Source organism: Chitinophaga sp. CF118 (genome assembly GCF_900112615.1).
In the GTDB taxonomy this organism is placed as follows: Bacteria; Bacteroidota; Bacteroidia; order Chitinophagales; family Chitinophagaceae; genus Chitinophaga.
The window spans coordinates 1-13082 of the sequence record NZ_FOMK01000014.1; the positions used below are offsets into that span (position 1 = coordinate 1).

The window sequence follows — 13082 nt, forward strand, 5'->3', positions numbered from 1 at the left end:
GCGAAACATCAGTCCCTTATTGGGTGACTAGAAGTATGCTTCATTTATGCTTTATATATGCTTCACATATGCTTTATATATGCTTTATCTCTCTGTAAATGAGCATGGCAGAGGCCTTCCAGTGATTTGTTTTCACCTGATTCTTCACTTTTTACAGCTAAAGAGGAATACTTTCGATTTTTATCAGAGGGGAGGATATACTTGTTTAAGGAATAATTCCTTTATAAAAAGTTAACGCTTTGCTAAGATTCTCATAACATACGTATTTGACATTTGCGCTTTCATGTACTGCAAATAAAAACTACATTAAGATGTACAATTGTCAACGGCGAGCTTTCTTTAGTATTATTTTTTGTTTAATTGCTTTTTATTCAATGGCTCAAACCAACCTTGCAGGCATTTCCGGTAAGGTAAACGGGACTAATGGCGCTCCATTGATTGGTGCATTCATACTTGTAAGAAACGAGTCTACAGGCTTTCAAACGAGGGCTGTAGCCAATGACAAAGGGGAATTTCTCCTGAAAGAATTACCGCTGGGTTCTCCTTATTCCATTACTGTAGATGCAATGGGAATGGTATCTCAGAAACAAACTGGTTATGCTTTGAATCAGGGAGACCTTCTTAAGATCGATTTCAAAATGACAGAAAAAACGACCGACCTTCAAACGGTTGTCGTTACTACCGGTTCCTTAAAGAACAAGATAGAAAATATAGGATCTGCTACAGCTGTAACGGCCAGGGATATAGCCAAACTACCTGTAAATGGCCGTAATTTCACATCATTGATGGATCTTTCCCCATTGAGCAGTGGAAGCAATTTATCAGGACAACTGGCATCTGCTACCAATTTTACCATTGACGGTATGTCGGCAAGAGGTACTATCTCAGGTGGACAGCCTACTGGTGCTTATTCTATTACAATGGAAGCAGTACGCGAGTTCCAGGTGGTTACCAACCAGTATGATGTTACTTATGGTAATGCTGGTGGTGGTACAATAAGTACTGTTACCAAGTCAGGTACAAATACATTAACAGGGAGTGCATTTTCATTTCTTCGTACTAACTGGTTGTCCAGTCAGTATGGTTTAAACGGGCAAAAACGTAATCAGGCATTTTCTACCTATCAGTATGGCTTTTCGATAGGTGGTCCTATTATTAAAGACAAAGCGCATTTCTTCTTTGCCTGGGATCATCAGGAAGATTCCCGTCCACTATATATTGCCAGTATCCAGTCGCCTGCCGATGAGAAAAGATTTAACGTAACGCAGGCTACACTGGACCAATTCCAGACCATCGCAAGGAACAAATATGGCGTTGCCAACTCTCCTCAGTTCGGACAATTTGATAAGAAGAAAAATACACATGCCCTTTTTGGAAGGATTGACTGGCAATTGAATACTAAAAACCTGTTGACCATCAGAGATAATTTTATCTATGATATGGATAATCAATCAGATGGTGATAATACAGCTATCAACATGTATGAAGTGTATAGCACCAGGAAAAGTATTAATAATAGCGTAATGGCATCTTTACGTACTTCTATTAGTTCTAACCTGACCAATGAATTGAAATTACAGCATTACTGGGAATACAATAAAATGTTTGCTAATCCCCAGCTGCCTGCAGATAATATCCCAAGGGCCATTGTACAGAGTATTCAATCTAAAGCAAGCGATAGTTCTACTGTGACCACTGCTATTCAACTGGGAGGACAACGTTATGGTGGTGACTATTTCAATAATAACCTTGTACAGTTGGTAGATAATGTATACTGGAATGTAGGTAAATCCCACTTTACATTTGGTGGTGGTGTTACTTTCACTAATCAAAATTCTATTTACGGAAGTGAGACTAACGGACGCTTTTACTTTACCGGTCTGACTAATTTCGATAACCTTACTCCATACCGTTACGCCAGGGATATTTATTTAACAGATGATCATAATATAAAATTCAATATCCTGGTTCCTAACGTGTATGCACAAATGCAGACAACATTATTCCCCGGATTTGATGTAACCGCAGGTGTACGTGTGGATTATACAGATTATCTCAAGGAAGCCAATTTCAATCAGACAGTTTATAATACCCTTGGACTGAATACCTCTAACAAACTCAGGACTTTACAGGTACAACCCCGTTTTCAGGTAAGCTGGGATTTAGGTCAGAATAAACGTGATATTATCCGGTTTGGTGCTGGTATCTTCGGATCGGCTCTCAATCCTTATTCCATGATCAACAATATGTTGTTCGATGGTTCACATATTATAGGTGTTGATTTAACAGGTAGCCAGGTACCAACTCCGAATTTCCCGTCATATCGCCAGAATCCTTCAACGGCTCCAGGTATGGATTTGTTAAACAATCCTAATATTCCTAAACTGGCTACTATCAATATGAATGGTAAAGACGTTAAAGTGCCTACCGTTTATAAAATGAATGCTTCTTACTCTCACTTCTTCACAGAAACGTTTAGAATGAGCGTGAACGGTTACCTGACTTATGGTCGCAACAACTACACCTACGTAGACCGCAACATGGTAGATCAGCCTTATTTCCGTATTGCTGATGAGGCTAACCGCGGAGTATATGTACCTGCAGCTACCATTAATGCCAGCAACGGTTCTGCTGATTGGACCCAGAGTCGCAAAACAACAGAAGTAGGCCGTGTACTGGAACTGCAAAGCACAGGAAAGGTAAACCAGATGGCATTTGTGATCGATGGAAATTACCGCTACTATAAAGATGGAGAGATCGCATTTTCCTATACATGGAACGAGAGCAAGGATAATACATCTTATAATGGTAACGTAGCCAATACAGCAACACTTGTTCAGTACGTAAAGGATGATCCGCGCGACCTGAGCAAGATGACATATTCTGATAACCAGTTCAGGAATAAGATCGTAGTTTACGGTACCGCACCTACTATTTGGGGTATCAGCGCAGGTGTTCGTTTTTCAGGAATCGGAGGAACACGTTACTCCCTTATCGTAAACGGAAACGTAAACGGAGATTTCGTTGCTTCGAACGATCTTGCTTATGTATATGATCCAAAAAGTGCTACCAGTCCTCAATACTTAAAAGATGGTATCAATGCTATTCTGGCAAATGATAATGTTGAGAAAAGCATGAAAGATTATATCCGTAATAACTTCGGAAAGATCGCTGAAAGAAATGGTGGTGTCAATCCTTTTTATGGTGTATTTGATGTAAGGCTGGCTAAAAAGATCAAGACATTCAAAAAGCAATATGTGGAACTCTCTGCAGATCTGTTTAACGTTGGTAACTTCCTTAATAAGTCATGGGGCGTAAATCACAACGTAACCTCAGCTAGCTTATATACCATCAGGAGTTTTGACGCGACTACCAACACTTACAAGTATGCGGTTAATACCAATGCCGGGGTTTCTGCTTTAAGTGGTAATCCTTATCAGGTACAGATAGGCGTAAGATATGGGTTCTGATAATAATAAATTTTACATATAAAGTTGTTGGTATAGAAAAAAATCCACAACTTTGCACGGTTAAAATAATTTGCACATAGAAGAAATGAAGAATACTCAGTTAAATATGGCTCCTAAATATTTACTAATCCTAAAAAGGTATCGATTCCTTTTGCGGGATATGTTATATCATGGAGTAAGTTGATAACTGATTCAATATAATAACATTAGCCCCGCAAGAAATTGCGGGGCTTTTTTTTTGCGTAATCCTAAAATATAACAATGAGAAAATTAGCAAGCATTCAGAGAATTAAACACCTGGAAAGTATTGAAGGTGCGGATGCTATTGAAAAGGCCCATGTATTGGGTTGGCAATTAGTAGTAAAGAAAGGAGAATTTAAAGTGGATGATTTATGTATTTATTGTGAGATTGATAGTCTGATGCCAGACAAACCAGAATTTGAGTTTCTAAAACCGAGAGGGATGAGGATCAGAACAGTTAGGCTCAGGGGACAAATATCCCAGGGTATTGCTTTCCCGTTATCGTTTTTGCCTGATGGTTTTAATGCGGAGGAAGATACAGATTGCACTGATGTGATGGGAATTATTAAGTACGAACCTGCTATCCCAGCCTGTTTAGGCGGTATTGCCAAAGGTAAATTCCCTTCATTTATTCCGAAGACAGATGAAACAAGAGTACAGGTATTACAAACCGTATTAGATAAATACAAAGGCGAAAAATGTTACATCACAGAAAAGCTGGATGGTAGTAGTGCAACCTATTTTCTGAATAACGGAGAGTTTGGTGTTTGCAGCCGTAATCTTGAATTACTTGAGAATAATGAGAATAGCTTATGGAAAGTAGCCAGACAATTGGATATTGAAAACAAGCTGCGTTCATTGGATGGTAATTATGCATTGCAGGGAGAGCTGGTAGGAGAGGGGATTCAGAGCAATAAACTAAAATTGAAAGGACAACAGGTGCGCTTTTTCAATGCCTTTAATATTGACAAGTCTGAATACCTGCAGTTTGATAAGTTTATGGAATTGCTGAATCAATTGGAATTACCAAGTGTTCCTGTTATTTCAACAGACTACGAACTTGTTAATGATATTGATGCACTTGTGGCAATGGCGACTATTAAAAGCAGTATATGTCCTGATGCCTGGGCTGAAGGTATTATCATTCGTCCGCTTGCTGAGAAGTTTGAGATATCCAATGGATATTTCATACATGGCAGGGTTACATTCAAAGCCATTAATCCGGAGTTTTTGTTGAAGTATGGAGAGTAAGAGTTGGGATTTATAAAGGGGGGCCTGTACCATAAGTACAGGCTCTTGTAATTTGGGATAATACCGAATTCATTAATATGAAAATCTATCTGCCGTTAACATTGCATTAACTGAATTTATTTTCTTAATCCTTATCATTGCAATACTGGATAATTAAGCGCAATCCAATAAATATCTGATTGTTTTCATGTGATTATTTATAAATGTGTACCCCATGTTATTATATAACTTATACCTCGCATTGGTAAATTCTGAGCTGCCATTGACGTAAACAGGATCCCCGGTTTTCTACATCAAAATTCCATCTAATGAGCAAACAAGTTATTTACTTCCTTTTACTGGTCGTATTATCCGGCTGTTCCTCAAAACCTCATGTTGCCCAAACTGCTGTAAAAGAGAAAAAGATAACGAAGATCAATTTCTTTATGGAAACTTCCGGCAGTATGGCTGGTTATCTCCAGGGTTCTACAGATTTCAGGAACAGAATACCTAATCTGTTGGTGAATATAGGAGGGAAGATAGATTCCGGTAAGGTTCCGCTTTATAATTACTATATCGCCGATTCAATTGTAAAATTCCCAGGTACTACACAGGACTTTATTAATGCTATTTCGATCAAACAGCCAGCCAAAGAGAAAAGCTCTGAGATGCATAAGATCTTTAAAATGATCGCAGCGAAAACAGACTCTAATGATATCTCCATATTTGTATCAGATTGTATCCTTTCCTATCCTGATGATGTACTTCGTAAGAAAGGAAATGAGAACCTGAACAGAGACAATGCGGAAGGAGAACTGAAGTCTACAATGACCACAGCATTCATCGACCTGCAGCATAAAAATAATATGTGTGCTTCCATATTTGGGTTCAATTCTGCTTTTACGGGTAACTATTATACTTATCAGAATAATAAAATCAAACTGGACGGTAGCGTATCCCGTCCATATTACATCTGGGTAATTGGCAACAGAGATCTGCTGATCAGGTTTAACCAGCAATTGAATGGTCTTGAAAGCTTCCAGCCACATACAATGGAAATGGACTTCGGACTTTTCGGAGATCCTATACAACACGGAGACGTACTTTTTGGATATGATAAGGAAGGGGAGTGGTCTGTTGATGGTACTTCTGGCTTGAAAGATGCCACTGCCAATGCAAAGAAAACTGCTGCATTTGCTATGGTAGTAGATCTTTCTTCATTGCCGGAATATGCAAAGGATACAAACTATCTGAGAAAACATCTTCAAAAAAATCAGAGCAATCTGGATTTTAATATTGAGAAAATAGAACTGACTAAGAATATTAATATCGTAAAACTAAAAAATAAAGAACAGGACAAAGTTAATAAAGGCACTCACGTATTTGTTTTCAGATTGAATAATATCTTCCAGTCCGGTACGGCCGCAATAAACCTGCCGCTGGAATACGATACTACCTATAAAACACTCTCTATCATGGATGATAGAAATGTGGCAGATATCGGTGGGAAAACCTTCGCACTAAAACACCTGATAGATGGTGTAAGAGCAGCATACCAGAATAACAACCAGAACTTTATCAATATTTCCATACCAATAAAAAAATGACCCCCTCATGTTTAGCATACTCTACGAATTATTAGGAGGAAAAAATGCCAATCCTGCATATGAGGAGAGTATATACTCCTTTGTAGGATTGACAACACTTATTATTTCCATCATTTTTGCATCTGTATTTTACCTTTTTTTAGGGAGATGGCGACCTGTATGGGATAAATTGAAACATTGGTTGATTACCATTGTTGTACTCGCTATTGCAACAAACCTGCTCGCATTTAACATGGCTAGAATGATAACAGAAGAGAATACGGATGCTTATATGGTCACGTTTTCATTTATCAATGCATTATATGCTGTAGTCTATTTTATCATCCTGTCTTTTATATTAAAGCGTGCTTCCATTTTCGCCAAAAGAACTCCTTTTTAACAGACCAAATCATTGAATATGACAAGGAATATATTTGTTTTTGGTGTGGGAGGAACAGGTGCAAGAGTACTTCGCTCCCTCACCATGTTACTTGCTTCCGGTGTGAAATTAAAAGATACGAATAAGATCATTCCGATCATTATTGATGTAGATGCAAAGAATGCAGATACCACACGTACGCTGAAGGCTCTGGAATCGTACAAGTTTATCAGAGAGCATGGATATGGTAACAGGGAAGAAATGACTGCCGGCTTTTTTAATGCTAATCTGAATACATTAAGCTCTATTAAACCTGATACGGAAGTTACAGAGAAAATGGAAGATTCGTTTCAGCTGCAATTTGAGAACCTGCAAACATCTTTTATTAAGTATATAGATCCTGATGAAGAACTGGTAGGAGATATTAATATGGATCTGCTGGAAGCACTCTATGATAATACACCTTCTAATCATCCCGATTATAGTCATACTGAGCTGAATCTACGGCTGGATATGGGGTTTAAAGGGAACCCCAATATAGGTTGTGTTATTTTTAATAACCTGGCTTCAACAAAGGAGTTTAAGTTTATCCTGAAGAGCATAGGAGAGAATGACAGGATCTTTATTGTCAGTTCTATTTTCGGTGGAACAGGTTCTTCCGGTTTTCCGCAGTTAGTGAGATTATTACAGGAAGAAGAAAGACTGCGGAATAATATTTTCGGCGCGCTTACCATGATGCCTTATTATAAAGTATCTGATGATAAGAAAAGCGCTATTAACTCGGATCGGTTTGATGCTAAAACAGAAGCTGCACTTACTTATTATGCGAAATATCTGAAAGGGAAAATTAACTGCTTCTACCAGTTATGGGATCACCCAATGAAGCAATATGAAAATAAAGAAGGTGGAGAAGAACAGAAAAATAATGCGCATCTGCTTGAGTTATTGGGCGCAACTTCCATCATAGATTTTGTGAACAGGCCGGATGAGAATTTTAAATCCAGAGATAAGACAGAATACTTTGATTTTGCTATCAAAAAGGAAGACCAGATTATTGATACCAGGCATTTCTACGATAAGACCAGGGACACGATTATGAAACCATTGGTCCTGTTTACTTATGCAAAGAAATTGTACCTGGATATTATCCCAAAATTCAAGGATGAAATTTTTTATAAGGAATTAGGACTGGACGATAAACTGAGAAATGATCCATTCTTTATACATCTGTCTTCTTTTTTCAGAGATCACTACAGATCCTGGTTATTGGAGATGATGGACAATGAAAGGAAATTTCAGCCTTTTAATATTGATCTTGATTTGAACTCGATGGTGAGAGGGAAGCAGATTGAAGTGGAACGGAAATTTGGTTTTAAAGTGAATGGTGGTATCACGGATTCGTTCCTGAATAAGAAATTTGGTTTGATAGAGGATGAGCTGAAGAGAGGTTTGCCTGATTCCGAAAAGGGTAAACGCTTTTTAAAGTTACTCAATCGTATGGCAGATGAATGTTTTGAGAAATTGGAGAACCTTCCGGTTATGAACTAAAATATGAAGTATGACAGAAAAGATCGCGCATGTTTTTAGGAAATATAAGGGATATAACCCTAATGAAATAAAGTGCTGGAGCCTTAGCAAGGGTATTAATACGGACAGTTTTGTAGTCGATAATATCACTACCTCTAAAGGATCTTCCAAAGCAGGAACAGCTATCCCTTCTCCGTTGGCAAGAATGGAGCTTTTTGATACGGCATTTAATATTCTGGCTTCAGATGAAATGAACCTGGAAGGGAATACCATTTACCACCAGCTTGTTTCCGATTGTCTGGATGTATTTCAGATGATGTTTAATACACGGTCTGAAGATATTGGTGCCGGGAAAAAGATCTGGTTTAAAGAATGGAAAGTCCAGGAAAATATTGACAAACTGAAAGCAAAAGGAGAAAAACATCCCAACTATCTCCTTGGAAAGTCGCTGGGACAAATCTTCTTTGATAAGGATAATACTGCTTTCGCTAATACCGGCAGCATTTTTCTGATTTACTATGAGAATACATTACTTGGTGGTACTTCCCCTCTCACGCTGTTTTTTACCAGCCCTAACTGGTCACGTCAGATAAGAGACGGAGCTATTATAAATATCCCGCAGAGTTCAGATGGGGATGTGTTTTTTGATAGCGATATCAGACCATTACATTTGAGGGATGAAGAGTTTGTAAAATACCTTTTTACATTATGCCGGCAAAACAAGGAAGCTTTCGAAAAAGCCGCCGGACTAAGGAAGTATATAAACAAGGCCATTAAGAATAATAAGCGTTTCTCAGATTTGTTTAATAACGAAAGGATCACTGTCACCTCTTCCATACTGGAAGAGGAGTATAGCAAGATCATGACAAATGTGGAGAATAAATTGCTTACAATCAACGGACTGTATTTCTATCGTCAGAAGGAAGAACGGGAGAGGGAGAAAATACTGAATACAAGTGATTTTATTATCAATGCAACAACTGATAAATACAGGAAACAGTTCAATGAAAAGAATGAAGAGGTATTAGTATATCCTCCACTAGTTTTGATTAACGGAATGAATATAAATGGGGATTATATTGAGAAAAATATCCCCTGGAATCCTATCACAATCATCCGGGATCTGTATCACAGATCCATTCCTTTGTATGACAGAAAACTTCCACAGGGGAATAGTTCTACTGTTGTTTATCCTTTCATTACAACGGAAGACTTTCTGGAAGATTATCTGCTGGAAGTGCCTTATAATATTAATAGTACAAAATTCTTTTCCGGCTTTAAAGGAGATTTTAAATACCTGCTTCCTATAAAGAAGGAATATTTCAATTTCTTCACATTTGCGGATCTTAAAAATGCACTCACCATTACTTTAACGAATGGTGTAGTCAGAGCTACCCTGAAAGTTCCTATAAAGAATAAAAAGACCACTACAGAAATTCTGTTCGTCAAGGAGTATAATAAAACAAAAGGTACCATTATTGACTGTCGTGTGGGAATGGGGATTTATCCTTTCTATAAGATTGCAGGCAGTGATGCTTCATTAAAGGCACTGAACGATTATGATATCCTGCTTGCCAACCGTATAGAACAGGATGGAGCAGAACGAGTATCATTACATTTCTTTTCTTATGACAAGATCAGTACGGATACTAATCAGCTGGAAAGAAAAACCACGTTGAGGTCTGTATTTGATCAGGGTGGAGCTACTGCAACTTCCAGGTATTATAAGCTGCGGGCATCGTTTGATTACATAACGATGTCTTACAAAGACTCTAATGGAAGTAAATGTAATGGGTTAATCGTCCCCAATTTCGAGAATAGGACCTTTGGTCTTAATCAGACAAAGGGTTATACATTTGCGATCGATTTTGGTACCTCTAATACGCATGTTGCATATATGGAGAATACTAATAGTCTGCCTCTGCCCTTTGAGATTGAAGAAGCAGATCAGCAGATGGTATTGCTGAATGCCCCTGGTACAGATACGACCACCCCCAGCTCAAAATTTTCTTTTTACGGGCAGTTTCCTGCCATTGACCTTACATTGCGTCGCGAGTTCTTACCGGCTGTAATAACTGACAAAGGGAAAAACAGTATTTCTTTCCCCTTCAAAACTGCTACCTGTGAAGTGGCGAATTTCGGCAAAGGTGATGATTCAAATTATGACCTGTTCAGTCACATCAATATCGGTTATTACATAGACCAGGAAGAAACACAAGGGGATGTGATTTATACCACTAACCTTAAATGGCTGCTTGAGAATAATAACGATAATGCGAATAAGAACAGGGTTAGATTCTTTCTTAAGCAATTGCTGGTACAGATTAAAGTAAAAACAATACTGAATAACGGAGATCTCAAAAAGCTGCAGGTTGCCTGGTCACTTCCGCTTAGTATGACAAGGGGGAACCGGGTAATATTGAGGGACATATTATCAGCTACTTTTAAGGAAGTCTTTGAAGGCACAGGTGCGAATTTACTCGAATCTATTCCTGAATCTGTTGCCCCCTATTTCTATCTGACCAAAACAGAGAATGCCTTACACGATATGGCTAACATCATTAATGTTGACATTGGTGGTGGTACAACAGATATCATGATGTTTATGGAATCTGCCGGGCAGATAGCCCATAAATATATCAGTACATCATTCCGTTTTGCAGGTAATGATCTGTGGGGAAGCGGATTCAATGGTAAGTTGAAAGACAATGGTTTTATCACTAATTATTTCAATTATCAGAAGGCTAATAACATTAGCCCGGCCAGCGAAATCAAGTATCTTAATAAGGCGCAGGAAGATGGCAGCCTGAGATCTGATGACCTGATCAGTTTACTCTTTAAGTATGATCATAAGTTCCGCTTCAGTGATTCGATTACGATAGGTAATCCTGGTATGCTTACGGTGATGTATTTGCATTACTGCGCAATCATCTATCATATTGTGGAAATCGTGGAATTGAAAAAATACCCGTTTCCAAGGTACCTCTCTTTTACAGGAAAAGGTAGTCAGTATATCAAGATGATCTGTGGTGGAGGTAAACCTGAACTGGAAGAATTTACACGGTTGTTGATCAGAATATATGCTGGTAAGGAGGTGCAGAAGAGCTTTGAAGTGATTCTTAATCCTAATCCGAAGGAGGTTACTGCCAATGGTTCTGTATTGTATGCACGTGCAGAAAAAATCGAAACGGAGAAGTATAATGGTGTACAGGAATTTGTACATCCCGGATTTGATCCGCTTAAAAACCCTGCGTTTGCAGAAATAGTAATAAAGGATGCTAAAACCGGATTCCTGGTAAAAGATGTACAGCAGGTTAATAGTCCGCTGAACATAGCAGTACTGGAGAATCTGAATGCCTTCCTGGATAAAACATTGAACAATCGTGAGGTCATAGATTTTCTGGGAGAGTTTAAAATTAAGAATCTGAAAAGCACATTGGAGTTGCTCCGTTGGGATGGTAATATAGATAATGGGGAAGGATTGGTCTATGATAGCTACAGGAAGGTATTAAATGATCTGAATGGAAAAGAGAAGGATGAACCTCTACCGCAATCATTGTTCTTCTTTGCATTCAAAGAAGCATTGTATAAATTATCAAAACATATTGTTAGTAACAAAACCGTATAAGATGAAACAATTATTATTTGTTCTGCCCCTGCTTTTTTGTACGGAATTATTTGCACAGACCCCTGTTGAAAAAAAGATCAGCAAGGCCAAATACGATATTATTAAGCGTACCGTTGAATTTCTTTCTACTGATACTGCCAGTTTCGAAGAAGTTAAAGAGAATAAGTGCAAAAGCTGTATTGGTAATAGTTATGAAGCGCTGAAACAGTTTGCAAAGGATAATGGTCTTAAGAATGTTGATTTATTGATTGATGGGTGGCGTGATAAAAAAGTATTGCCAAATAAGAGGGCACTGGAGAAATTTGATACGCTATTATTACGAAAGATCACTACGAACTCCTCTGATAATAAAAAAAGAAGCAAAAGGATTACTATTGATAGTTATGGTGCTTACAGGGATGATGTCAGAAAGACTATAGATGATTATTCCAATGCTACTGTTATAAATGGAGATAGCGCAACACCTCTGGTTGCACAACAAGCGGATACTGCTAAAGAAGAAACGAAGAATACTGCTTTGGTTAACAAAGGTAGTGGGATTACTAATGATAATAAAGGTGCCGGAAGAGAGGATGACCCGCAGGAAATACCTTGGCTTTACCTTGCAGGCGGTGCTTTTCTTGCATTCCTGACCTTATATTTCTTTATAGAAGGAAGAAAGAATCGGGAGAAAATAAACAAATTAAAGAAAGAACTTAAAGATGTGATTCGTAACAGAGATGCGAATATTGACAATCTGAGGGTAGAGGTAAAGTCTTTGAAAGAAAAAATAAGCGAAACGGAAGAACGCCTGGCACAGGTGTCTGATAAACAGGCAGAAGAAAGAAAGGCCTATCAGCAAAAAGTAAGGGAGGCCCGGGAAGAAATTCCGAAAGACAAATTCTCAAAAGATGCTGTATCTGATCGCCCCAGAGGTTTTGGTCCGATTGTTAAATATGCAAGATATGCGGATCTTGGTGATGGATTTTCATCAGAAGATTTGTTAGATAACCATGATAGTGAAACAATCTTTGAAATAACGATTACTGCCCCTGATGCAGGAACTTACAAGGTTACCAGTAATCAGCAGGCGCAGAAATATGCCTTGTCAAACGCTTCCTATTTTCTGAGTAATACATGTTTGTACGACTCTTTACCATCCGTAGACAGCACTATTATTACGAATGAACCGGGAGTATTGTTATTGAAGGGCAATAAATGGGTAATCCATAAGCCTGCACGGCTCAGTTTTAATTAAACAC

7 protein-coding genes are annotated in these 13082 nt (G+C 38.3%); all 7 read left to right on the forward strand.

Annotation, left to right across the window (positions count from 1 at the left end; all coding sequences use genetic code 11):
• The first annotated feature begins 374 nt into the window (after window positions 1-374).
• The 7 genes from BM176_RS29955 to BM176_RS29985 all read left to right on the forward strand — a co-directional run bounded on the left by BM176_RS29955 (window position 375) and on the right by BM176_RS29985 (window position 13078).
• Window positions 375-3470: a TonB-dependent receptor gene (locus BM176_RS29955; RefSeq protein WP_218162309.1), complete on the forward strand. Its 3096-nt coding sequence runs from the start codon at window positions 375-377 to the stop codon at window positions 3468-3470.
• Between the two features lie 261 nt (window positions 3471-3731).
• Window positions 3732-4742, forward strand: a complete 1011-nt coding sequence (locus BM176_RS29960; protein ID WP_090108097.1) for an RNA ligase (ATP) — start codon at window positions 3732-3734, stop codon at window positions 4740-4742.
• A 308-nt stretch (window positions 4743-5050) separates the two neighbouring features.
• Complete coding sequence (locus BM176_RS29965; RefSeq protein WP_090108098.1) at window positions 5051-6328, forward strand: hypothetical protein; 1278 nt, start codon at window positions 5051-5053, stop codon at window positions 6326-6328.
• A 7-nt stretch (window positions 6329-6335) separates the two neighbouring features.
• The gene (locus BM176_RS29970) at window positions 6336-6707 is read left to right on the forward strand and encodes a hypothetical protein (protein ID WP_090108099.1); all 372 of its coding nucleotides are present in this window, start codon (window positions 6336-6338) and stop codon (window positions 6705-6707) included.
• An 18-nt stretch (window positions 6708-6725) separates the two neighbouring features.
• A complete protein-coding gene (locus BM176_RS29975; RefSeq protein ID WP_090108100.1) occupies window positions 6726-8234 on the forward strand; it encodes an FtsZ/tubulin family protein in 1509 nt (502 codons plus the stop codon).
• A gap of 10 nt (window positions 8235-8244) precedes the next feature.
• A complete protein-coding gene (locus BM176_RS29980; protein ID WP_090108101.1) occupies window positions 8245-11841 on the forward strand; it encodes an acetate and sugar kinases/Hsc70/actin family protein in 3597 nt (1198 codons plus the stop codon).
• A 1-nt stretch (window position 11842) separates the two neighbouring features.
• Complete coding sequence (locus tag BM176_RS29985) at window positions 11843-13078, forward strand: DUF1090 domain-containing protein (protein ID WP_090108102.1); 1236 nt, start codon at window positions 11843-11845, stop codon at window positions 13076-13078.
• Window positions 13079-13082 lie beyond the last annotated feature (4 nt).

Bases quoted from the DNA above. Each gene is read 5' to 3' on its own strand.
- BM176_RS29955 (WP_218162309.1), top strand. From the start codon at position 375: ATGGCTCAAACCAACCTTGCAGGCATTTCCGGTAAGGTAAACGGGACT.
- BM176_RS29960 (WP_090108097.1), top strand. From the start codon at position 3,732: ATGAGAAAATTAGCAAGCATTCAGAGAATTAAACACCTGGAAAGTATT.
- BM176_RS29965 (WP_090108098.1), top strand. From the start codon at position 5,051: ATGAGCAAACAAGTTATTTACTTCCTTTTACTGGTCGTATTATCCGGC.
- BM176_RS29970 (WP_090108099.1), top strand. From the start codon at position 6,336: ATGTTTAGCATACTCTACGAATTATTAGGAGGAAAAAATGCCAATCCT.
- BM176_RS29975 (WP_090108100.1), top strand. From the start codon at position 6,726: ATGACAAGGAATATATTTGTTTTTGGTGTGGGAGGAACAGGTGCAAGA.
- BM176_RS29980 (WP_090108101.1), top strand. From the start codon at position 8,245: ATGACAGAAAAGATCGCGCATGTTTTTAGGAAATATAAGGGATATAAC.
- BM176_RS29985 (WP_090108102.1), top strand. From the start codon at position 11,843: ATGAAACAATTATTATTTGTTCTGCCCCTGCTTTTTTGTACGGAATTA.